Source organism: Corynebacterium sp. 2571A (assembly GCF_055700935.1).
The window spans coordinates 159,876-182,466 of sequence record NZ_JASTTE010000003.1; the positions used below are offsets into that span (position 1 = coordinate 159,876).

General features: G+C 64.4%; 22 protein-coding genes. 8 read left to right on the forward strand and 14 right to left on the reverse strand.

Going from position 1 to position 22,591, the window contains the following annotated elements:
• Positions 1-70: 70 nt before the first annotated feature.
• The 5 genes from QQS53_RS07185 to glpX form a co-directional block, all read right to left on the reverse strand.
• Complete coding sequence (locus tag QQS53_RS07185; RefSeq protein WP_472775192.1) at positions 71-1,630, reverse strand: MDR family MFS transporter; 1,560 nt, start codon at positions 1,628-1,630, stop codon at positions 71-73.
• Positions 1,624-2,253: a TetR/AcrR family transcriptional regulator gene (locus QQS53_RS07190; RefSeq protein ID WP_472775193.1), complete on the reverse strand. Its 630-nt coding sequence runs from the start codon at positions 2,251-2,253 to the stop codon at positions 1,624-1,626. The genes QQS53_RS07185 and QQS53_RS07190 overlap by 7 nt, the downstream gene beginning before the upstream one ends.
• Before the next feature lie 98 nt (positions 2,254-2,351).
• Positions 2,352-2,879: a hypothetical protein gene (locus tag QQS53_RS07195; RefSeq protein WP_472775194.1), complete on the reverse strand. Its 528-nt coding sequence runs from the start codon at positions 2,877-2,879 to the stop codon at positions 2,352-2,354.
• A 94-nt stretch (positions 2,880-2,973) separates the two neighbouring features.
• Positions 2,974-4,374, reverse strand: coding sequence for a class II fumarate hydratase (locus QQS53_RS07200; RefSeq protein WP_472775195.1), 1,401 nt, complete (start codon positions 4,372-4,374; stop codon positions 2,974-2,976).
• Between the two features lie 114 nt (positions 4,375-4,488).
• A complete protein-coding gene (gene glpX, locus QQS53_RS07205; protein ID WP_472775196.1) occupies positions 4,489-5,508 on the reverse strand; it encodes a class II fructose-bisphosphatase in 1,020 nt (339 codons plus the stop codon).
• A 206-nt stretch (positions 5,509-5,714) separates the two neighbouring features.
• Here glpX and QQS53_RS07210 point away from each other — a divergent pair, with 206 nt between their 5' ends.
• A complete protein-coding gene (locus tag QQS53_RS07210) occupies positions 5,715-6,311 on the forward strand; it encodes a DUF4245 domain-containing protein (RefSeq protein ID WP_472775197.1) in 597 nt (198 codons plus the stop codon).
• Here the strand turns inward: QQS53_RS07210 and QQS53_RS07215 are convergent.
• The 3 genes from QQS53_RS07215 to xseA all read right to left on the reverse strand — a co-directional run bounded on the left by QQS53_RS07215 (position 6,292) and on the right by xseA (position 8,286).
• Positions 6,292-6,651 (reverse strand): hypothetical protein, encoded by a 360-nt coding sequence (locus tag QQS53_RS07215; protein WP_472775198.1) that lies wholly within the window; start codon positions 6,649-6,651, stop codon positions 6,292-6,294. The two genes, QQS53_RS07210 and QQS53_RS07215, sit on opposite strands and share 20 nt — an antisense overlap.
• A gap of 61 nt (positions 6,652-6,712) precedes the next feature.
• Positions 6,713-6,994 carry an exodeoxyribonuclease VII small subunit gene (locus QQS53_RS07220; RefSeq protein ID WP_472775199.1) on the reverse strand — a complete coding sequence of 94 codons (282 nt, stop codon included), beginning with the start codon at positions 6,992-6,994 and terminating at the stop codon, positions 6,713-6,715.
• A gap of 50 nt (positions 6,995-7,044) precedes the next feature.
• The gene (xseA, locus tag QQS53_RS07225; RefSeq protein WP_472775200.1) at positions 7,045-8,286 is read right to left on the reverse strand and encodes an exodeoxyribonuclease VII large subunit; all 1,242 of its coding nucleotides are present in this window, start codon (positions 8,284-8,286) and stop codon (positions 7,045-7,047) included.
• A gap of 85 nt (positions 8,287-8,371) precedes the next feature.
• Here xseA and QQS53_RS07230 point away from each other — a divergent pair, with 85 nt between their 5' ends.
• The gene (locus tag QQS53_RS07230) at positions 8,372-9,358 is read left to right on the forward strand and encodes a 4-hydroxy-3-methylbut-2-enyl diphosphate reductase (RefSeq protein WP_472775201.1); all 987 of its coding nucleotides are present in this window, start codon (positions 8,372-8,374) and stop codon (positions 9,356-9,358) included.
• Positions 9,359-9,465: 107 nt separating this feature from the next.
• Here QQS53_RS07230 and QQS53_RS07235 read toward each other — a convergent pair whose 3' ends face one another.
• The 3 genes from QQS53_RS07235 to QQS53_RS07245 form a co-directional block, all read right to left on the reverse strand.
• The gene (locus QQS53_RS07235) at positions 9,466-10,353 is read right to left on the reverse strand and encodes a DUF6542 domain-containing protein (protein WP_472775202.1); all 888 of its coding nucleotides are present in this window, start codon (positions 10,351-10,353) and stop codon (positions 9,466-9,468) included.
• Between the two features lie 118 nt (positions 10,354-10,471).
• Entirely contained in the window at positions 10,472-11,590 is a 1,119-nt protein-coding gene (locus QQS53_RS07240) for a DNA recombination protein RmuC (protein WP_472775203.1), read from the reverse strand.
• 35 nt (positions 11,591-11,625) lie between these two features.
• Positions 11,626-13,002 carry an AI-2E family transporter gene (locus QQS53_RS07245; protein WP_472775458.1) on the reverse strand — a complete coding sequence of 459 codons (1,377 nt, stop codon included), beginning with the start codon at positions 13,000-13,002 and terminating at the stop codon, positions 11,626-11,628.
• Positions 13,003-13,129: 127 nt separating this feature from the next.
• On the opposite strand from QQS53_RS07245, the gene ychF reads away from it, so the two are divergent.
• Positions 13,130-14,215 (forward strand): redox-regulated ATPase YchF, encoded by a 1,086-nt coding sequence (gene ychF, locus QQS53_RS07250; protein ID WP_472775204.1) that lies wholly within the window; start codon positions 13,130-13,132, stop codon positions 14,213-14,215.
• Between the two features lie 205 nt (positions 14,216-14,420).
• Here ychF and QQS53_RS07255 read toward each other — a convergent pair whose 3' ends face one another.
• Positions 14,421-15,044: a pyroglutamyl-peptidase I gene (locus QQS53_RS07255; protein WP_472775205.1), complete on the reverse strand. Its 624-nt coding sequence runs from the start codon at positions 15,042-15,044 to the stop codon at positions 14,421-14,423.
• A gap of 42 nt (positions 15,045-15,086) precedes the next feature.
• Here QQS53_RS07255 and QQS53_RS07260 point away from each other — a divergent pair, with 42 nt between their 5' ends.
• Positions 15,087-15,653, forward strand: a complete 567-nt coding sequence (locus QQS53_RS07260) for a mismatch-specific DNA-glycosylase (protein WP_472775206.1) — start codon at positions 15,087-15,089, stop codon at positions 15,651-15,653.
• Between the two features lie 108 nt (positions 15,654-15,761).
• A complete protein-coding gene (locus QQS53_RS07265) occupies positions 15,762-16,295 on the forward strand; it encodes a type 1 glutamine amidotransferase domain-containing protein (RefSeq protein WP_070767940.1) in 534 nt (177 codons plus the stop codon).
• Positions 16,296-16,363: 68 nt separating this feature from the next.
• On the opposite strand, the gene QQS53_RS07270 is transcribed toward QQS53_RS07265, so the two are convergent.
• On the reverse strand, positions 16,364-17,089 hold the full coding sequence (locus tag QQS53_RS07270) for a FadR/GntR family transcriptional regulator (RefSeq protein WP_472775207.1): 726 nt from the start codon (positions 17,087-17,089) through the stop codon (positions 16,364-16,366).
• Between the two features lie 447 nt (positions 17,090-17,536).
• On the opposite strand from QQS53_RS07270, the gene QQS53_RS07275 reads away from it, so the two are divergent.
• Both QQS53_RS07275 and QQS53_RS07280 read left to right on the forward strand, forming a co-directional pair.
• Positions 17,537-18,475: a PRC and DUF2382 domain-containing protein gene (locus QQS53_RS07275; RefSeq protein ID WP_472775208.1), complete on the forward strand. Its 939-nt coding sequence runs from the start codon at positions 17,537-17,539 to the stop codon at positions 18,473-18,475.
• A gap of 249 nt (positions 18,476-18,724) precedes the next feature.
• Positions 18,725-19,936 (forward strand): MFS transporter, encoded by a 1,212-nt coding sequence (locus QQS53_RS07280; protein WP_472775209.1) that lies wholly within the window; start codon positions 18,725-18,727, stop codon positions 19,934-19,936.
• Between the two features lie 337 nt (positions 19,937-20,273).
• Here QQS53_RS07280 and QQS53_RS07285 read toward each other — a convergent pair whose 3' ends face one another.
• Positions 20,274-21,662: a dicarboxylate/amino acid:cation symporter gene (locus QQS53_RS07285; RefSeq protein WP_472775210.1), complete on the reverse strand. Its 1,389-nt coding sequence runs from the start codon at positions 21,660-21,662 to the stop codon at positions 20,274-20,276.
• 150 nt (positions 21,663-21,812) lie between these two features.
• Between QQS53_RS07285 and QQS53_RS07290 the strand changes: the two genes are divergently transcribed.
• On the forward strand, positions 21,813-22,511 hold the full coding sequence (locus QQS53_RS07290) for a PIG-L deacetylase family protein (protein WP_472775211.1): 699 nt from the start codon (positions 21,813-21,815) through the stop codon (positions 22,509-22,511).
• The last annotated feature ends 80 nt before the right edge of the window (positions 22,512-22,591 follow it).

The window sequence follows — 22,591 nt, forward strand, 5'->3', positions numbered from 1 at the left end:
ACCCTCGCCGCGGCTGGAAGAAGGTGCGGCGGTGGGTGGCCATCGTTGGCATGGGAGTAGGTAAGGGGGTTTAGGAGATGGTCTCCTTGAGGTGCTCCTCGCGCAGCGGCAGCAGGAGCAGCAGGGCGATGATAGCCATCGGGACCATCAGCTGGATGACGGGCGTCAGGCCGTCGTTGTAGGAATGCAGGATGGCGTCCTTGACCGGGCCGGGAAGGTTGGCGACCATGCTCGGGGTCAGGGAGTTGGCGCCGCCGCCATTCTCGCTGAACTTCTGGGCCATGGCCGCGCCCTGTTCACCCATCTGGGCGAAGGCCTTGGGCAGTCGGGTGGCCATCTCGTTCTGCATGTTGTGGATGAACATGGATCCGACCAGGGAAGCGCCCAGGGCGGAACCGATCTGGCGGAAGAAGTTATTCGCCGCGGTCGCGGTGCCGACCTGGGACAGCGGGAAGGAGTTCTGGACGATGAGGACCAGCACCTGCATGACCAGGCCGAGGCCAACGCCGAAGACCAGGAAGCGCACGCCCAGCTGGGTCAGGGAGGTATCCACGGTCAGCTGGGAGAGCCAGTAGAGGGCGCCGGCGGTGATCGCCAGGCCGACGATCGGGAAGATTTTGTAGCGGCCGGTCCGGGAGATGACAAAGCCCACCGCGGTGGAGGTGCCGATAAGGCCGACCATCATCGGAATCATCATTAGGCCCGCTTCGGTCGGGGTGAGGGTGTGGACCATCTGCAGGTAGGTGGGCATATAACCCAGCACGCCGAACATCGCCAGGCCCAGGACCATGCCGGAGGCGGTGGTCAGCACCATGTTGCGGTTCTTAAACAGGTGCATCGGGATGAGCGGCTCAGTGGCCCGCAGCTCAACCAGTACGACCAGGATGGCGCCGATGACCGTGGTGGCGGCGAGCCCCAGGATGATCGGATCGGACCACTCGTACTCGGTGCCGCCCCAGGTGGTCATGAGGATCAGGCTGGCGGTGGTGATGGCGATGAACGTCGCGCCCAGGGCGTCGAACTTCTGCAGGTTCTTCTCGCCGACGCGCAGGTGCAGCACGGCGGTGCTCACGCCCATGGCCAGCAGGCCCAACGGGATATTCATCCACATGCCCCAGCGCCAGCCGGGGCCGTCGGTGAACCAGCCGCCCAGCACCGGGCCGAGCACGGAAGACAGGCCGAAAACGCCGCCCATGATGCCCATGAACTTGCCGCGTTCCCGGGCGGAAGTCACCTCGGCCACGATAGCCTGGGAGGAAATCATCATGAAGCCGGCGCCGAAGCCCTGGACGGCGCGACCGATGATAAGCAGCGTCATGGAATTGGCGAAGCCGCCGATGGTGGAGCCGATGACGAAGGTGAAGGTACCGGCGATATAGATCCACTTGCGGCCCATCTGGTCACCCAGCTTGCCGGAAATCGGCATAGCGATGGTCATGGTGACCAGGAAGGCAGAAATAACCCAGCTCATGTGGTCGACGCCGCCGAGCTCGCCCACGATGGTGGGCAGGGCGGCGGAGAAGATCATCTGGCCGAGCGAAGACATCAACATTGTCAGCACGAGCGCGCTGAAGATGAGGCCGAGGTTGTCGGCGCTCTTTTTACCCGCGTGGGGGTTTGCAACTACCATGCCAGGCCTTTCGCATACGAAGTAATAATTTGTGCGGAGTGACGGAGATTGTCCGTCAAAGATTTATCAGTGGAGTAGAAGCCCCCGGTGGCTACCAGCCACAGCGACTCCCGCAGCAGGGAGGCGATGAGCGCGGCTTCGCACCGCGGGGACATACTCGGGTCTTGTTTATCGCCCGGGTTGTTCTCCAAGCGCTCCTCGATCAGCTCGCGCAGCTCCTCGGCCTTGGCCCTCTTGCGGGCGAAGGACTCGGCGGCTGCCTCGCTGTCCTGGGCAATCCTTTGCCGGCGCGCGTGGATCTCCGGGTCGTCGTAGTGATCGTCGACGTGCTTGGCGATGAGGGTGAGGCTAAGCTCCAGCACGTTGCCGGTGGGGGTGTTAAGGAACCACTCGATTAGCTCAGGCGCGAATTCCCGGGATGGGCTCCCCATGACCGCCGAGGCTTTGGAGTCGAAGTAGTTAAAGAAGGTGCGCCGGGAAATGCCGGCATCCGCACAGATCTCTTCTACCGTGACCGCCCCGAAGCCGTGTTCGTCCACGAGCTTGGTGGCGGAGCCTTCGATCCGGCGCCGGGTCTTGCGACGCTTTTGTTCACGCAGTCCTACACAGTCATCGTCTTGCACGGGGTGTAACTTTACACGTGGTGCAAGTTTGCACCAAGTGCAAGGACTATGATTTCTGGAAAATTCTTGGCCGAGTGTGGCCGGCATTACGCATCGGCCTATTCGGCGGTCAGCGTGCCTAGGACCAGGGCGGCATCGGCAGCCGGCTCAAGCGGGGTATAGGTCGCGCGCACGCCGTTGCCGGCGGGCTCAAAAGCCCAGGTGCCCTCCGCTTCGCACCGCCCGGCGAGGGTGTCGGCGTCGAAGGAGACGCGGGTGCCGTCGGCCACCGGATCGAAGAGGTAGACCTGGCAGTTCTGGTCCGGGTAGGTCACGATCCCGGTCTTCCCGGTCAGCGCGGCCACCGCGGTCCAGGCCCCCTCGGGGGAGCCTTCCTCGCTCAGCTCGCCGTAAAACATGCCGCGGGCAGAAGCGGCGCCCGGCTCGGTGTTGAGGTCGAAGTCGCCGGCCGCGCCGTCGCGGGCAGCGGGGAGGGAAAACGGCTCCGGCTCGCTGGGGGCCGGCCTGAACAGGTAGGCGGCGACGGCGGCCAGCAGCGCGAGCACTATCACGGCCACCCCGGTGAGGATGAGGCGGCGGCGGGTGCGGCGGGACTCGCGGTAGAGCGTGAAGGTATCGGCAGGCATGACAAAAGCATAACGCCTCCCACCGGCCCGACGGGGACCGGCAGGAGGCGTGGGTGAGCGATTAAGCTCTAGCCGATTAAGCTCCGGCGGAGCCTTAGAAGTTGTCGCGATCGGTGTTGGCCATGTCCAACACGTTCAGGCGACGGTCCAGCTCCTCCTCCGTGAGGTTCTCGCCGTCGACGAAGCCCAGATCAATGACGGCCTCGCGGACGGTGATCTTCTCGTGCAGAGCGTGCTTGGCGGCCTTCGCGGCGTTCTCGTAGCCGATGGCGGAGTTCAACGGGGTGACAATCGAGGTAGAAGACTCAGCGAAGGTCTTCATGCGCTCTTCATTGGCGGTGATGCCGTCGACGCACTTCTCGGCGAAGACGCGGCCGGTGTTGGCCAGCAGGCGGGCGGATTCCAGCACGTTGCGAGCCATCATCGGGATGAAGACGTTGAGCTCGAACTGGCCCTGGGAACCGCCGAAGGCAACGGCGGCGTCGTTGCCGATAACCTGCGCGGAGACCTGGGTGGCGGTCTCGCACAGGACCGGGTTGACCTTACCCGGCATAATCGACGAACCCGGCTGCAAGTCCTTCAGGTGGATCTCGGACAGGCCGGTCAGCGGGCCGGAGCCCATCAGGCGGATGTCATTGGCGATCTTGTACAGGCTCACGGCCACGGTGCGCATGGCCCCGGAGAACTCCACCAGGGAATCGCGGGCAGCCTGCGCCTCGAAGTGGTTGTGGGCCTCCTGCAGTTCTTCCAGGCCGGTGAGCTTCTTAAGCTCCTCGGTGACCTTCGCGCCGAAGTCGGCGGAGGTGTTCAGGCCGGTGCCGGTGGCGGTGCCGCCGATGGCCAGCTCGCCCAGGCGCGGCAGGGTGGCCTTGATGCGCTCGATACCGAGCTCGATCTGGCGGGCGTAGCCACCGAACTCCTGGCCCAGGGTGACCGGGGTGGCGTCCATCAGGTGGGTACGACCGGACTTAACGACGCCCTTCCACTCCTGCGCCTTCTTGGTCAGGGACTCGCGCAGGACCTCCAGGCCCGGGATGAGGTCGTTGACGGCCTCGTAGGTGGCCGCCACGTGGGTGGCGGTCGGGAAGGTGTCGTTGGAGGACTGGCCCATGTTGACGTGGTCGTTCGGGTGGACCTCGACGCCGGCCTTCGCGGCCAGGGAGGCGATGACCTCGTTGGTGTTCATGTTGGACGACGTGCCGGAGCCGGTCTGGAAAACGTCGATCGGGAAGGCGTCGTCGTGCTGGTTGTCAGCAATCTCCTTGGCGGCGGCGATGATGGCGTCGGCCTTGTCCGCGTCCAGGGCGCCGGAGTCCTTGTTGACCTGGGCGCAGGCTGCCTTCAGAAGACCCAGGGCGCGGATCTGAGCGGACTCGAGGCCGCGGCCGGAGATCGGGAAGTTATCCACCGCGCGCTGGGTCTGGGCGCGCCAGAGGGCGTCCTTCGGGACCTGAACTTCGCCCATCGTGTCGTGTTCGATGCGGTACTCAGTCATGTGAACCTCGTCTTCCTTAAGTTGGATTAATTGAGCTGTTGAAAACTGCGTTACAGCCACCTTCCAGTATGACAAAAAGCACGCCGGAGGGTGGCTGTGATGAGTATGTCCGGTTTACTCGTTCGGATCCGAGTAGTCGACCACGGAGTATTCCCGCAGCTTGGACATTTGGTGGATCGAGTCGATGTAGCGGATGGTGCCGGACTTCGAGCGCATCACCAGCGAGCGGGTGGTGGCCGAGTGGGCGCGGTAGGACACGCCGCGCAGCATGTCGCCGTTGGTCACGCCGGTGGCGGCGAAGTAGCAGTTCTCGGAGGAGACCAGATCATCGTTGGTCAGCACGCGGTCCAGGTCGTGGCCCGCGGCCTTGGCCTTCTCCGCCTCCTGCTCGTCCTTCGGCCACAGCTGGCCCTGGATCTCGCCGCCCATACACTTCATGGCGCAGGCGGTGATGATGCCCTCCGGGGTGCCGCCGATGCCCATCATGATGTCGATGGAGTTGCCATCCTGGGCAGCGGCGATGGCGCCGGCGACGTCGCCGTCCATGATGAGGCGCACCTTCGCGCCGGCGGCGCGGATCTGAGAGATCAGATCCTCGTGGCGCGGGCGGTCTAGGACCACGACGGTGATATCCGACGGGCGCAGGTTCTTGGCCTTGGCCACGGCGTTGATGTTGTCTTCGACGGAAGCGCTGATGTCGATGTGCCCCTTGGCCTCCGGGCCAACGGCGATCTTCTTCATGTAGAACACGGCCGACGGGTCGTACATGGTGCCCCGCTCGGCAGCGGCGATGACGGAAATAGCGTTCGGGCGGCCCTCGGCCATCAGGCGGGTGCCGTCGACCGGATCCACCGCGATGTCCATCGCCGGGCCCTCGCCGGTGCCGACCTCCTCGCCGTTGAAGAGCATCGGTGCCTCGTCCTTTTCGCCCTCGCCGATGACAACGACGCCTTGCATGGACACGGAGTTGATGAGCTTGCGCATCGCGTCCACGGCGGCGCCGTCGCCTTCGTTCTTCTGTCCGCGGCCAACCCACCGGCCCGAAGCCAGGGCGGCGGCTTCGGTCACCCGCACCAGCTCCATGGCTAGGTTGCGATCGGGTGCCTCCGGGGTTCCAGCGTGAGAATTCGACATCGAGGAGATTACCTTCCTTTTAATGCTGTGAGGATGTGAAAATTATCCATCCTCTATTATCCACGCCGATAGCCATTTCCACCCGCGGTACGCCCTACCTGTGGGCAAACGCCCCCGAAAGTGGGAAGACCCGCGCCAGGCGGCGGATGTAGGGGGCCGGGCAGAGGGTTTTTCTTATCGCGTTGCCAACTGCCATACTGGAGGGCGTGGCTGCAGAGAATAAACCCAAACTTTTCGAGGGCGGCAAGGACATGATCCTGTCGCTGGGCGTAACCGTCATCGCGATGTTGGCGGTCGTCGGCGCGACCGGCCTGTGCACGGTCAACCCGGAGGACTCGCCGCAGGCCGAGGTCACCGAGGTGGACGCGGAGAACTTCCTGCGCATGGAGACCCAGGCCACCGGCGTGCCGGCTCGCCTGCCGCAGCTGCCCGAGGGGTGGTACGCCAACTCCGCCCGCCGCGGCCAGGTCGCCGGCGAGCCGGCCCCCATCGTCGGCTTCGTCTCCGCCGAGAAGGGCTACCTCCAGGCCACCCAGACCACCGTCGGATACGAGGAAGCCCGCCGCGGCTACGACGGCAACTACCGCGAGTTGACCGACACCACGGAGATTGACGGCCAGACCGTGGAGATTTACACCAGCGACGACAACGACGTCCGCGACCTGTGGGCCGCCGACCTAGGAGACGTGCGGCTTATGGTCTCCGGCTCGGCTAACGATGCCGACTACCGCACCCTCATCTCCGCCATCGTCGGCGCCGAGCCCGTCGCCGAGGTGTCCGCGCCTAGCGGCGAGCAAAAGTAACGGTCTCCAGCCGGTCGGTAAATTCCACGCTCACGCCCGGGCCCTGGGCCAGCTGTGCTAGCTCGTTCTGGGTTAGCCCGGTCAGCTTTTCCTTGGCCTGGAAAACATCGATCTTTTCCCGGCTTAGCTGCGGCTTGACGATGACGTCTGCGACTCCGCCGTCCTCGAAGGTCAGCGCGATCGCGCCGTTGAAATAGCTGATGATGTCGCCGGCGGCCTGGTGGGCCGGGCCGAAGAATTCCTCAACCAGCGCGCGGGAATCACCAAAAAAGATCGCCCCGGCCGATCCGGAGGCGGAGACGAAGTCGACGCGTTCGCCCGGGTAACCATAAATCTGCAACGTGGTGCCTTTCTATCTTCTCTAACTAGCTAGTTTTACAGGCTCAAGTATTAATGCGGGCCTAGTCCGCCGGGTCAGACGGCTCTTCGCCGTCGGCGTCCGGGTCGTTGCCCAGCGCCTTCTCCACGCGGCGGGCGGCGCCGTCGAGGTGGGACTCGCAGGCCTTGGCCAGGGCCTCGCCGCGCTCCCAGTACTTCAGCGACTCGTCCAGGCTCATCTGGCCGAGCTCCAAAATCTTGACGGCCTCGATGAGCTCGTCGCGGGCCTGCTCGTAGGTGAGGTTCTCCACGGGCGGGAAAGCGTCGTCGCCGGCCTGGCCGGTGCCGATGGTGTCTTCGTTCATGCTGGTCTGCCTTTCTTTGTGGGGTGTAAGTTGCGGTATTTAGGCTCTGGCTAGTCGGCCGGCTTGGCGGCCATCGCCGCGGCGGTGACGGAACCGTCAGCGACGCGGATGCGCAGCTGCGAGCCGGGCGGGGACTGCTGGTAGGAGGTGACCACCTCGGGCCCGCTGCCGTCGCGGGGCAGGACCTGGACCACGGAGTACCCGCGCTGCAGGGTCGCTGCCGGCCCGAGCGCCGAGACCTGGGCGCGCAGGGCGCTGACCCGGTTGTTTTCGCGGTCGAGCAGGTACTTAACGTCGCGGCGCATGGTGGCCTTCGCACGGTCGATCTCCTCGCGGCGCGCGGTGATGGGGGAGAGGGGATCGGCTAGCACCGGGCGGGAACGGATATTGGCCAGGCCGCGGCGCTGGTTGTCCACCCAGCCGCGTAGCGCGCCGGCCATGCGCTGGCGGGTCTCGTTGATGAGCGCCTTTTCTTCGATGACATCGGGCACGACGCGCTTGGCCGCGTCCGTCGGGGTGGCCGCCCGCAGGTCGGCCACGTTGTCGAGCACCGGGCTGTCTGGCTCGTGGCCGATGGCGGAGACCACCGGGGTGGCCGCGGCCGCCACGGCGCGTTGTAGGGCCTCCTCGGAAAACGGCAGCAGGTCCTCGACCGAGCCGCCGCCGCGGGCAATGATGATGACGTCTACTTCCGGGTCCCGGTCCAGCTGCTGCAGGGCGTCGATGACCTCCGGGACCGTGGAGCGGCCCTGCACGGCCGTGTTGATGACCCGGAACTGCACGGCGGGCCAACGGTCCTGGGCCACGGAGATGACGTCGCGTTCGGCCGCCGAGCCGCGGCCGGTAATCAGGCCGACCTTGCCCGGCAGGTAGGGCAGGCGCTTCTTGCGGGCCGGATCAAAAAGGCCCTCGGCGGCCAACTGCTTGCGTAGCATCTCGATGCGGGCGAGTAGCTCGCCCAAGCCGACGTGGCGGATCTCCGTCGTCCACAGGGAAAAGCTGCCGCGGCCGGCGTAGAAGGCCGGCTTGCCGCGGATGATGACGCGGTCGCCGTCCTTGAGTGGGGTCGGCAGGGAGCGGATCAGGTTGGTGGGGCAGGTTAGCTGTACGGACTTTTCCTGCTCGACGTCGCGCAGGGTCAGGTAGGACAGCTTCCAGGTGTTCTTGACGTTGATCTGGGTCAGCTGGCCCTCGACCCAGAGGAAGCCTAGCCGCTCGATCCACCCTTTGACTTGGTCATTGACCTTGCCCACCGGCCACGGAGTATCCGGGGTATTCGCCGGTGCGTTCATGTGTGAGCTTCCTCCCGTTCTGCCGTGATTATAGGCGTTTGCACCCAGTCTATTGTTTTGCAGTGGATTTCGTTATTCTGGGGGCATGACTGATGCTGGAAAGAATGTGCTTCTCGCGGCCCCGCGCGGGTACTGCGCCGGTGTGGACCGCGCGGTGGAGACGGTAGAAAAGGCGCTGGAGAAATACGGCGCCCCGATTTACGTGCGCAAGCAGATTGTGCATAACCGCTACGTGGTGGAATCCCTGGCCGAGCGCGGGGTGGTCTTCGTCGACGAGGCATCCGAGGCCCCCGAGGGCGCGCACTTGGTCTTCTCTGCGCACGGCATTTCCCCGGCCGTCCGCCAGGAATCCCAGCAGCGCCGCCAGCTGACACTGGATGCGACCTGCCCGTTGGTGACCAAGGTGCACAAGGAAGTCCAGCGTTTCGAGCGCGACGGCTACCACATCCTCCTGGTGGGGCATAAGGGCCACGAGGAGGTCGAAGGCACCGCCGGCGAGGCCCCGGAGATTACCCACCTGGTCGACGGCGTGGAAGGCGTGGAGGAGCTGCCGGAGTTCCTCCACGACGAAAAGCTCGTGTGGCTGTCCCAGACCACCCTGTCGGTCGATGAGACCATCACCATCGTCAACAAGCTGCGCGAGCGCTTCCCGCACCTGGAGAACCCGCCGTCAGACGATATTTGCTACGCCACGCAGAACCGCCAGGAGTCGGTGAAGGCCATCGCCCCGAAGTGCGATCTGATGATCGTGGTCGGCTCCCGCAACTCCTCGAACTCGGTCCGCCTGGTTGAGGTGGCCCTAGACGCGGGCGCGAAAGACTCGCACCTGATCGACTTCGCTAAGGAGATTGACGAATCCTGGCTGGACGGCGTGCAGACCGTCGGCGTGACCTGCGGCGCCTCCGTTCCGGAGCTGCTGGTCCGCGAGGTGCTCGAGTACCTAGACGAGCGCGGCTACAGCGACGTCGAGCAGGTAACCACCACCACCGAGACCATCCAGTTCGCCCTCCCGCGCGAACTGCGTCCGGCTCGTACCAAGGCAGCCGAGGAAACCACAGCAAACCAGTCTTAGGCCCACCGCCCCAGTACCGGGGCACAATTAAAGCGGCGAGGCGGTCACGTGAAAAAGCAGTGATCGCCTCGCCGCTGGTGCGTATCGTGCCGCGTCTAGCCCTTCGCCTAGTCCTCGTAGAGGTTGTCGTCGCGGGAGGGATTTTGCCGCACGCGGCGCGCCTGGGACTGGGCTGGAGACTTCGGCGGGTACTGGCGCGACGTCCCAGCCGGCCGGCCGGCGGCCTCGCCGTAGCGGGGGAGGGAGGAGCCCGGGCCACCCGCGCGGCGGTTGGGATCCGGGCGGTAGGCCTGCTGGTTGGCCTGCTCCTGCCGGCGCTGTTCGCGGTCGCGCTCGCGGACGCGGGCACCCTGGGCGGGCTGCTCGGAGCCCTGCCCGGACGTGCGGCCGAGCGGGATATTGCCGGCCTGGGCGCGGCGCTTTTGCTCCTCGTTGCGGGCGATGAGCTCGGCCACGGTGAGCCGGCTGCTGCGCTCGCGGGCCCGGGCGCTGGTGTCGCGGTTGCGCTTGTCTGCGGCGGCTTCGGCCCGGCGGGCGACCTGGGCCTTTTCGTTTTCCGTGCGGGCGTTAGACCGCAGCCGCCACAGGCGGAAGGCCATGATGGCGATGGAGGCCAGCGTGGCCAGGAAGAACGGAATGAAGTGCTCCAGGAACGGGAAAGCGCCGGTGACCAGGGCGGTAGTAGAAAACGCCGAGGCCCCCTCGCTGGCACGGGCCTGGGTCACCAGCCAGCCGCAGAGCAGCGTGAAGACGGTGAAAAGGAGCGGGGAAGTGGCCACGGTCAGGTACAACCCCCGCGGGGCCACTGTGCAGGTGACAGCCAGAACGCTAAGGATGTAGCAGAGCAGGTACGGCCACCCCAGGTCCCCGAAGAGAAGGGACAGGAGAAGCCCGGTGGTCAAAGCCGCAGCGACGATAGCAATTGCCATGCCGAGCGGCAGCCCACCGCGGGCCGTTCGAGCCTGGGTTTTATGAAAAGCGTTCGCATGTGACACGGGGCGTTATTCTACCTGCCGCCCATCGTGTCCTGGGAATCATTTAGCCGCGTGCCCTAAGTCTCCCAGGCAGGGGCGTAAGTTTCGGGCGGGGCCGGGAGCAGGCGGGAGCAAAAGGCTAGTCGGACTCGGCGGCGTGGCGCGGAGAGGACTCTACCGGGGAGATCTGCGGCGGGTGCTTATCCGTGCGGGCTGGGATATCCATCTCCGCGAGCCGCCTTGAGGTGACCATGACGCGGCTGTCGAAGGAACCCAGAGTGGAGTTGAAGGCATCGACCGCCTTTTCTAAGTTGCGGCCCACCTTGTTGAAGTGCTCGCCCACGGTGTTGACCCGGCTGTAGAGCTCGCGCCCTAGGCGCTGGACCTCGCGGGCCTTGTCGGAGAGATCCTCCTGCCGCCAGCCCAGCGCCACGGTACGCAGCAGGGCGAACAGCGTGGTGGGAGTTGCGATCACGATGTTGCGGGAGAAGGCGAATTCCAAAAGCTCGGGGTCTACGCTGAGAGCGGCGTCCAAGAAGGGATCCGCGGGCACGAAGAGGACCACGAATTCCGGGGTGGGTTGGAAGGCCTCGATGTAGTCCTTGCCCGACAGCGTGGTGATGTGGTTGCGCATCTGGTGGACGTGGTGGCGCAGGAAGGCCGCGTGTTCCTCCGGGTCCTGGGCCTCCAACGCGTCGAGGTAGGAGCTAAACGGTACCTTCGCGTCGACGACGATATGGCGCCCGCCGCTCAAGTGGACCAGCAGGTCCGGGCGGACCTGGTGGCTGCCGAAGTGGGCGGAAACCTGCGGATTAAAGTCCACGTGCTTGACCATGCCGCCCAGTTCGACGACGCGCTCGAGCTGCATCTCGCCCCACCGGCCGCGCACATTGGGCGAGCGCAGGGCGGTGACCAGCTGGTCGGTCCTGTCGGACAGGCGGGTAGAAGTGCGCATCATTGCCTGGACCTGGCCGCGCAGGGAGGAAAACTCGCTGGCGCGGTCGGCTTCCAGCTCCCGCAGGTGCAGGCCCAGCCGGTCCATGGCCTTTTCCAAGGGAGCTAGTGATTCGGCGACGTCGGCGCGCCGCTGCTGGGAGGCCTGCAGGGCGGCCTGCTGTTGCTCGGCGGCGCTGGGTCCGGCCGTGGGGGCGGTGGGCTGCCGGCGCTGCCAGTGGGCATGCCCGAGCCAGCCCAGGACGGCTCCGAGGGCCACACTGATGAGAAGGAAGGCAACCGTGGCGAGCGTGGAAGTACTCATACCTTCTAACTTCGCACACCCGCCGGACGGGAGACCTAAGATTCCTCCCGCGTTTCGAACATCCGCGCGATTTTATCCTTCAGCTTGCGGATTCCGGTGCGGGCCGCCGGACGCTCGTACTCCGGTGGCGGGGAGCTCAGATCGACCAGTTCGCTCACGTCCGCGCCGTCGGGCTCGGGGGCTTCTTCGCGCCAATCCTGGCGCTGGCGCAGGCCCTGCTCCTGCTTGACGCGGCCAACGAGGTAGCCGGCCATGGTGGAGAACTCGACGTCGTCGGTGGTCTTCTCGCCGGACTGCAGCATGAGGATGTCCTGGACGTAGCGGTAGGCCACCGCGATCATCGCCGCGGCGGGCACGGCGAGGAAGGCACCGACCAGATCGAAGAGCGCCGAACCCAGGGTCACGGAGACCAGGACGATAACCGGGTGCAGGCTCATCGCGCGGGCCTGCAGCCACGGCGAGAGCACGTTGCCCTCCAGCTGCTGGACCAGCAGGACCAGACCGAGCACCATGAGGGCCTCGGTAAAGCCCAGGGAGACCAGGGCGATGGTCACGGACAGCGCGCCCGCCACGATGGCGCCGATGAAGGGGATGAACCCGGCGATGAAGGTGATGATCGCCAGGGCCATCGCCAGGGGCACGCCGATAATGGCGAGGCCGCCGCCGATGAAGATGGCGTCGATGCCGGAGACCAGCGCCTGGGCCCGGATGAACCCGCCCAGCGTGTTCCAGCCGCGCGTGAACAGCTCGGTCAGGTGCCAGCCGGCGCGGCGGCCGACGCTCTCGCGCAGCCAGGGTAGGAATTTGTGCCCGTCCTTGAGGAAGAAGAACGTCAACACGGTGACGACCACGAGGGTAATCAGCAGGGAGGTCGCCGTGCCGATGCCGGTGAACACGGACCCGGCGATGTCGCCGGCCTGGGCCTGGAGCCAGGAGGCGATGTCGTCGATGTACTGGCCCATGTCGTCGCTGTCCAGGTTCAGCGGCGGTCCCTGCGCCCACAGCTGCAGGCGCTGGATGCCCTCGACGGTCTGCAGGTACAGCGACTGCGACTGGCGCGCGAAATCCGGCGCGATGAACGCGATGAGGCCACCGACCAGCGCCACGAAGGTCAGCATGGTGATCGCCGCGGCCAGGGAGGCGGGGAAGCGGTGGCGCCGGAGCCAACCGGCGAACGGTGCCAACACCGTACAGACGATCAGCGCCAGGATGACCGGCAGGATCCCCTGCCAGAAACTGCCGATGAGCCAGCCGAGGGCGTACACGAGCAGCCCAATGACGAAGATGCGCACCGACCACAGGGCGGTGCTGCGGATGTAATGGCCGAGCACGACCAAGCGGTCGACCTGGTCGCCCGGTGGGTGGGGAGAGACCGACTTCAGTAACTTCTGTTGGCCCTCCGCGGAGGTTATGGCCGGGTTGGCGCCTTCATCTTCTTGAGAACTCACGTTCACTATTTTGCCTCAAAAGGGCGTAAGAATGGGAAATACCTGCGACCGGCTGTCGGCTACCGGCCCCCGGTGCGTTAGGATTGGGCACGTGAGTCTTACATTAGGAATTGTCGGATTGCCCAACGTTGGCAAGTCCACGCTGTTTAACGCCCTGACCCGCAGCGACATCTTGGCGGCGAATTACCCGTTCGCCACCATCGAGCCCAACGTGGGCTTGGTGGAGCTTCCCGATGCGCGCCTGAACCGCCTGGCGGAAATCTACTCCTCCGAGCGCATTCTGCCGGCGACGGTTTCCTTCGTAGACATCGCCGGCATCGTCAAGGGTGCTTCCGAGGGCGAGGGCATGGGTAACGCCTTCCTGTCCAATATCCGCGAGGCGGACGCCATCTGCCAGGTTGTGCGCGCCTTCTCCGACGACAACGTCATTCACGTCGACGGCCAAGTCAACCCGACCAGCGATATCTCGGTCATCAACACCGAACTCATCCTGGCCGACCTTCAGACCATCGAAAAGGCCCTGCCGCGGCTGGAGAAGGAGGCAAAGAAGAACAAGGACCTGGCCGAGACCGTCGAGGAGACCAAGAAGGCCCAGGAAATCCTGGAGGATGACACCACCTTGTTCGCCGCCGCCAAGGACGGCAAGGTCGAACTCGATCTGCTCAAGGAACTGCACTTGATGACGGCGAAGCCGTTCCTCTACGTGTTCAACTCGGACGAAGAGGTGCTTACTGACGAGGCTAAGAAGGATAAGCTGCGCCAGCTGGTCGCCCCGGCCGACTGCGTCTTCCTGGATGCCAAGACCGAGACCGAGCTGCTGGAGCTGGACGACGACGAAGCCCTCGAGCTGCTCGAGTCCGTCGGCCAGACCGAGCCGGGCCTGCAGACCCTGGCCAAGGCCGGTTTCAACACCCTCGGCCTGCAGACCTACCTGACGGCCGGCCCGAAGGAGTCCCGCGCCTGGACCATCCACCAGGGCGATACCGCCCCGCAGGCCGCCGGCGTTATCCACTCCGACTTCGAGAAGGGCTTCATCAAGGCCGAGATCGTCTCCTTCGAGGACCTCGATGCCGCCGGCTCCATGGCCGAAGCCCGCAACCACGGCAAGGTCCGCCAGGAAGGCAAGGACTACATCATGCAGGACGGCGACGTCGTGGACTTTAAGTTCAACGTCTAGAAACAGGCCAGGCTATAGATCTAGGTGCCACGAAAAAGGACAAAAGTCAGTCAAGTTTCGATTCTGTGGGATAGAACGCCTACTGTAAAGCACCCTAAGGAAAGACTAAAACTAGCTTTTCCAGAATTGTTGTCCCTGCGCCCAGCGCTTAAAAGCTATCGCCCAAAGTAGAGGACACTATTATATAGTCCTAAAACCGCAAGCTTTAGTTTATTTTTTCGCTAGTGAGCGCCCGCAAGGCAGCAACGATGCCGGCCGTGATCTCATCCTGCGTGAGGCCCTCCTGGGCGAGGGCTCCGGTGGCAGGGGATTCCGCGCCGAGGGCCTGGGGCACGTGAATAAACCCGGCGCGGGCGGGTGTTCCGGCCGTGGCGTGCAGGGCCGTGAACATGGCGGTGTTGCACACGTAGGTGCCCGCGCTGTAGGAGACCTCCGCGGGCAGGCCCGCTCGGCGCACCGCCGCGGCCATGCCGGCGACTGGCAGGGTAGAAAAATACGCCGCGGGCGCACCGGCACAGACCGGCTCGTCCACCGGCTGGGCACCGGAGTTGTCGGGGATGCGCGCCGCCATGACATTAACCGCCACCTTTTCTATGGATAGCGCCCGGCGCGACTCCGCCAGCCCCAAGCTCACGACGAAATCCGGGCTGTGGCTGGCGATGAGCTCGTCCAATTGTTTCCGGGCCGCGGCGAATTCCACGGGAAGTACGGCGGTGGCGATGGCGGCGGCATCGGCAAGCGCGCTTTCGATGCCGGGCAGTACCGCGCGCGTCGGATTGTACGTGCTGGGGCCGAATGGGCCGAAGGCGGTGACCAACAGGGAAGGCATGGTGCTAGAGTCTAGCCGCTTCCGGGGACTAGCCTGGGGCCCATGCGTTTTAGCCAAGAAGAACTGGCCGGCTACCGCGGCGCCACCGTGCCGGATCTGTTGCCGGAGCCGTTGCGTTTGTTGTTCGTCGGCATCAACCCGAGCTTATGGACCGCCGCTACCGGCGCGCACTTCGCCCGCCCGGGTAATCGCTTCTATCCGGGCCTTTTCCGAGCCGGGTTGACCACGCACCAATTCGATGCCGCGGGCGGCTACGCGGACGCCGACTTTGCCGAGCTGCAAGAACGCGGCATCGGCGTGTCTAACCTCGTTCCGCGCGCCACCGCCCGCGCCGATGAGCTAACCACCGACGAGCTGCGCCAGGCGCCGGCGCGCCTGGAGGACATCGTCGGCAAGCACCACCCGAAGGTCGTGGTGGTGCTGGGGATTACCGCCTACCGCAAGGCTTTCAGTCAGCCTAAGGCGCTCATCGGGGAGCAGGACTCGCCGTGGGAGGGCACCCGCCTGTTTGTACTCGACAACCCAAGCGGGCTAAACGCCCACGCCAGCGTCGCGGACCACGCGGCCGGGTACCGGAAGGTGGCTAAGGCCGCGGGCATCGAAGTGTAAGCCTTTTGGGCCCAGATTCACCGCGTGCGGAGGGCTTCTGCAAGAACGAAAAAGGGCGCCTACGATCGGGGACCGTAAGTTACTTTCGAATTTCAAGGAGTGATTGTTGTGGCTGATCTGTCCAACAAGACCGTTGCGGTTATCGCTACCGACGGCTTCGAGGATTCGGAGCTGACCTCCCCGGTCGAGGCCGTGAAGAACGCGGGCGCGACCGTGAAGATTATCGCCCCGAAGGGCGGCGTCATCGAGGGCAAGAATGGCACGAAGGTGGACGTCGATACCACCACGGCCCTGGCCAAGGGTGAGTCTTTCGACGGCATCATCCTGCCCGGTGGCACCGGCAACGCGGATGCGCTGCGCATGGACAAGGACGCGGTTGAGCTGGTGGGCAAGCACGTCGACGCGTACCTGCCGCTTGGCGTCATCTGCCACGGCGCCTGGATCCTTACGGATGCGGACGTGCTCAAGGGCCGCACCCTGACCTCCTTCCCGTCCCTGCAGACGGACCTGCGCAACGCGGGCGCTACCTGGGTCGACGACGAGGTCGTCTGCGACCAGGGCCTGGTTAGCTCCCGCACGCCGGACGATCTGCCGGCCTTCAACGACAAGCTGGTTGAGGAGATCGCAGAGGGCCAGCACTAAACCCTGCGTGACGATGCCCGGTCGCCGGAACCTTGCTTCCGCGGCCGGGTTTTTGAGTGTCTAGTTCTCTAGCTCGAGCGGGCGCTAGAGCGATGCCCCATGGTGTGGCGGTCGATGGCGCGCTTGAGCGGGGAGTAGTGCTCGACGACGACGCGGCGGTAGGCGTCGGCATCGCCGGCGTAGAGGGCGTTGATGATGTCCTGGTGGGCCTCGACGGTCAGATCGAGGTTTTCCGAGAGGGCGATGCGCACGTGCGGGAGGACGGCCATGTGGACCTGCCAGAAGGCATCGGAAAGCTCTTTGATGAGTGGGTTGGATGTTACCGAGACCAGCTGGGCGTGGAAGGCACGGTCCTCGCGGGTGAACAACTCGCCCTTGGCGCGCCGGGCGCGCATCCCCTCTACGATGGTCTGCAGCTGGGACATGTCCTCGCCGCGATAATGGCTGACTAGGTCGTCGGTCATCCACAGATCGAGGGCCTGGCGGGTGTTGACCACGTCCAAGAGGCGTTCGAGGAAGTGGTCCGTATCCAAGACGATGCGGAAGACCATACTCGTGACCATCGGGGACAAGGACATATCGGCCACGTAGGTTCCGTGGCCGTGGCGCACTTCGACGATGTCCAGGCTCGACAGGGTGCGGACCGCCTCGCGCACGCTGGAGCGGGAACAGCCCAGCTCTTCGCACAGTGCTGCCTCTGAAGGGAGCATATCGCCGGTGGTCAGCCGCCGGGAGCGGATGTAGTTGATAATGCCGGTAACCGCATGGGCGGCGGCGCCGGAGTGATTGAACATGGAGGGACTGGCTTTCTAGCTCGGGGCCGGCGGGTTCAGTTTCTTCTAGTTTAGTCGGCGCGTGCCAGGTGGCGTGAGTTGTTTCGGTATTGTTTCGGTGTTGGTTCGGTGTCGGAAATATTTGGTGGCCGGGCCGCGGGGGTAGTGTGTCCGGAGCCCTATAAACGACACTTATGCGACGCGAGACACCGTAAACATCCGGCGTGAATCAAATGTAGCCGATTTGTTATCAAATGCCTGGCCTGCGATTACGGTCCCATTTCGCGGGCATTCATGGAAAATACAGACTTTTTCATGGCGATATTGAGCTGGGCGCGTACCTTGGGTGACAGCACGGAAAAGCGAATAAGTTAACTACACCGGTGAGAAGAAAGCAAATCACGGGTGTAGGCCGTGTGTTTCCGACAGACGAAATTACCAATAACTAACCGAGAGGAAAGTGTGACTATGTCTAAGGACATTAAGGACCTGCTCAACGCCACTGCCTACGACAAGGACGGCGAGAAGCTCGGCGACGTCAACGAGATCTTCGTGGACGACAACACCGGTAAGCCCACCTTCGTGGACGTCAAGCACGGTCTGTTCGGCATGAACAGCAGCCTGGTCCCGCTGCGCGGCCACGACTTCAACGGCGAAGAGCTGCGTCTGGCGTTCTCCAAGGATCGCATCAAGGACGCCCCGGACTTCGATTCCGACTCCGCACTGACCCCGGAACAGCAGAACGACATCTTCCGCCACTACGGCCTGGAGCAGGCCGAGGACCGCACCGAGTACCGCGACGCTAACCGTGAGGTCAACCGCGAGCAGGGCCGCACCGAAGCTGGCGTTGCTGGCGCTGGCGCCGGCGCGGGTGTTGCAGGTGCTGGCGTTGCCGGTGAGCGCACCGCAGCTGACGAGAAGAAGGTGGCCGGCGAGCACGCTGCTGACAAGAACGTGGCTGACCGCGAAGCTGCAACCGCTGACCGCCAGGCTGCGGCTAACGACCGCACCGCTGCCGCCAACGACGGCTCCATGATCCGTTCTGAGGAGCAGCTCAACGTCAACAAGGAAAAGGTCGCCACCGGCGAGGCTCGCCTGCGCAAGTACGTGGTCACCGACACTGAGACCGTTGAGGTCCCGGTGACCCACGAAGAGGTTCGCGTCGAGCGCACCCCGATCTCCGAGGAAGAAGCCGCTAACTTCAGCGGCGAGATCAAGGACGGCGACACCGACGAGGCTTCCGTCACCCTGCACGAAGAGCGTGTTGACGTGAACAAGGAGACCGTCCCGGTCGAGAAGATCAACCTCAACAAGGAGCAGGTCACTGAGACTCAGCGCCACTCCGAGGAGCTGCGCAAGGAGCAGATAGACACCGACGGTATCGGTACCCAGAACGACAAGAAGTAAACACTTCCTCGTCTAACTAGCACGCCCCGGCAGGCCCGCGCCTGCCGGGGTTTTGTGCTGCCTGCAGTATTTTGCCCGCCGGTTTTGTTCCGACTGCAGCCTTTTACCTGCCGGTTTTGTGCTGCCTGCCGGCGGATGCCCGCCTTTTGTGGTCGGTGGGCCGGTGCGCCGGCGGCCGTGCGATACTGATAAGATATTTCGGTTCCAATAGTTCCCGCTGCCGCGCGCAGCTTTCAAAAACTCAAGAAGGTGACCCATACGTCCGTAACGCATGCCGACAACGACAAGCTCTTCAATCCAACTTTCATCCTCGCGTGGATAGTCAATTTCGCGCAGTTTCTGGTTTTCTACATCCTGATTACCACGATGGCGGTCTATGCCGTCACCCAATTCGGTGCCTCCGATACCGCCGGCGGCTTCGCCGCTAGCTCCTTCGTTGTCGGTGCCACCGTGGCCCGGCTGTTCTCCGGCTACGTGGTCGACACGGTGGGGCGCCGATCCTCGCTCCTGGTGTCGCTGGTGCTGGTTGTGGTCAGCTGCGCTTTGTACTTCCCGGCGCAGTCGCTGGCGGTGCTGATCCCCGTTCGCTTCATCCACGGCGTGGGCTACGCGGTGACCTCCACGGCGATCATGGCCGTGGCCCAGGCAGTCATCCCGAATCGCAAGCGCGCCGAAGGTACCGGCTACTTCGCACTCGGCACCACGCTGGCGACGGCAGTGGGCCCGGCCATTGGCCTCTTCTTGGCCAACGGGCCGGGGTATACCACGATGTTCGTGGTCGTCTCCGCCCTGACCATCATCGATCTCGTTGTCGCCTGGTTCCTCAAGGTTCCGGAGAACAACCGCGACTACCGGCCGAAGTTCACCTTGGTCGCGGTTGTCCACCCGCGGGTTGCGCCCATCGGCATGTTCATGTTTTTGGTCGGCATCGGCTACGCCGGCGTCGTGACCTTCCTTAACTCTTATGCGCACGCGACCGGTCTGACCGCCGGCGCGGGGCTGTTTTTCATCGCCTATGCCGCCATGACCTTCGCCATGCGCTTCTTTCTGGGGCGCCTCCAGGACCGTCGCGGTGACAACAGCGTCATCTACATCACGCTGGCGGGCTTCATCGCCGGCCTTGCCCTTCTGGCCACCGCGACCGCTGACTGGCACGTGGTCATCGCGGGTGCGCTCGTCGGCTTGGGCTACGGCTCCATCATGCCGGCGGTGCAGGCGATTTCCGTGCGGCTTGTCAAGCGCGAAGAGATGGGGGCGGGTATCTCGACCATGTTCCTCTTCCTCGACTTAGGTGTGGGCCTCGGTCCGATCTTCCTGGGCATGCTCATTACTTCGACCGGCTACTCGGCCATGTACTGGTTGCTCGCCGGCCTTATCGTGGTGGCGGGCTGCGTCTATTACCTCGTGCACGGCCGCACCGAAGCCGCCAAGGGGAGCAATTTGCACACCGAGGACATTTAGGGGTGTGCCCTTCGCGCTCACCGGGAGCGGATTCTGGTGCAGCCGAGCCGCGCCGGTGACCGCGAAGGGTTCATTCAGGGGGATTTGTGTCTGGCGGTTGGTCGGGTGCGCCCTTCGCGCTCACGAGGAGCAAGTTCTTGCACGGCCGGACCCTGCTGGTGACCGCGAAGGGTTCGTGAAGGGGGATTGGTGCCTGGCGGTTGGTCGGGTGCGCCCTTCGCGCTCACGGGGAGCAAGTTTTTGCGCGGCCGGACCCTGCTGGTGACCGCGAAGGGTTCATAAAGGGGGAAAGGGCATGAAAAAAGCCCCCGAAGGGGCTAGTTCATTAGGTGCCGACTTAGGCGGCGGGTTGCTTGGACGGCTCGATGATGTCGCCGACGCCGTGCTCGGCGGCGTCCCAGACTTGCTTGTCCTGGATGCCGGCGCGCTTGGCGACGATAGTGGCGCATACGGACTGGCCGGTGACGTTGACGGCGGTGCGGCCCATGTCGATGATGGGCTCGATGGCCAGTAGGAGGCCGACGCCGGCCAGGGGCAGGCCCAGGGTGGACAGCGTCAGGGTCAGCATGACGGTCGCGCCGGTGGTGCCGGCGGTGGCGGCGGAGCCGATGACCGAGACGAAGATGATGAGCAGGTACTGGGTCGGGCTCAGCGGGATGTCGTAGAACTGGGCGACGAAGATGGCCGCAATGGCCGGGTAGATGGAGGCGCAGCCGTCCATCTTGGTGGTCGCGCCCAGCGGGATGGCGAAGGAGGCGTATTCGCGCGGCACGCCCATGGCCTTTTCGGTGAAGCGCTGGGTCACTGGCATAACGCCCATGGAGGAACGGGTGACAAAACCCAGGGAGAACACTGGCCAGACGCGCTTGTAGAAGCCCATGACCGGGATGCGGTTGTAAGCCAGAACGGCGGGGTAGACAACCAAAATGACTAGGGCCAGGCCGACGTACATGGCGAGCACGAACTTGCCCAGGGAGGCGAGGGCGTCCCAGCCGTAGGAGGAGACGGCCTTACCGATGAGTGCAGCGGTACCGATAGGCGCCAGGCGGATGATCCACCACAGCACGACCTGGATGACCTTAAGGAAGGACTCGGTGAAGTTCAGGAAGGGATCGGCGGCCTTGCCAGCCTTGACGGCGGCGATGCCGAGCGCCAGGGAGACGACGAGGATTTGCAGGGCGCCGAAGCTCAGCGAGACCTCGTTGTCGCTGAAGGAGGCGCCCAGGCCGATGAAGTTTTCCGGAACGATGGATTGGATAAAGCCCAGCCAGGAGCCGACGTTGCTGGGCTCCGCGGCGGTGGTCGCGTCCACGGTGGTGTCCACGCCCGGCTTCATGACGACGGCGACGAGAATGCCGATGACCACGGAGATTAATGCGGTGATGGCGAACCAGATGAGGGTGGAAATCGCCAGGGAGGCGGCGTTGGCGACCTTGCGCAGATTGGCGACCGAGGTGATGACCGCGGCGAAGATGAGCGGTGGCACCATGACCTTGAGGAGCTGGACGTAGGCGGAGCCGACGCCACTAAGCAGGGAGGTCAGCCAGTTGGGATCCTCAGAGGTGCCGCCCATGCCGGCGGCGATAAAGCCGAGGATAAGGCCGACAATCAGGCCGGCGATAACTTGGGCGCCGAAGCCGGTGGCCCACTTGGGTAGGCCGGAGGAGGTGCGGGAGTTCTTGTCGTCGGCAGGCGTGGCTGCGGACGACGGCGTGGAAGAGGACATGAGAAACCTTCTTTAAAATGAACCGACTAGGTTAGGAAAAATAGACAGGGTAGTTCTTTTAATTGCCTGTTCTACCTTAGACCCTGGCAGGTCAATCGCACAATCCTGGCAGCCCTAGCAGGCTGTCGAAACTCCTGGCAGAATGGGGCCATGGCACTCGAGACACTGGATGATTCGCGGCTGGAACGCATTCTCGTGGTGGTGGCGCACCCGGATGATGCCGAATACGGGATTTCCTGCGCGGCAAAGCAATGGACCGACGCCGGCAAGGAGGTGGCCTACCTGCTGGTTACTGCCGGCGAGGCCGGGATTAGGAGCCTACCGCCGGAAGAATGTGGCCCGCTGCGCGCCGAGGAGCAGCGGCGCGCCTGCGCGGCAGTCGGGGTCGAGGACTTGGAAATCCTGGACTTCCCGGACGGCCTGGTGGAGGCCTCGCCGCAGGTGCGCCGGGCCATTGCCGCCAAGATCCGGAAGTTTCAGCCGGACACCGTCGCCATCATGATGTACGGACTGCAGGCGCGGTGGGGGCTGAACCACGTCGACCACCGTGCGGTGGGCGTGTCCACGATTGACGCTATCCGGGATGCTGATAACCCCTGGATCTTCCAGGACTTGGGCCTGCCGGCCCACAAGGCGCAGCGGCTGCTGGTGGCTAACGACCCGGACAGCACCCACGTGCAGACGCTGAGTGAGGACGCGGTGGCTGGTGGGGTGGCATCGTTGAGCGAGCACAAGCGCTACCTAGAAGAGCTGCCCGACCACCCGCGGCCGGAGGATTTCATCCCGCAGATGGTGGCGTTGGACGGCGGCGGCTACGGGTTGCGGGTCCGCGTCTATGATCCGGTCTAGGCCGCGGGAAGTTGACGCGGCAACTAAAAGTCGTGGCAGTGGCTCTAACAGGGCTTAATTAGGATAGCCTTTCTGGAAAT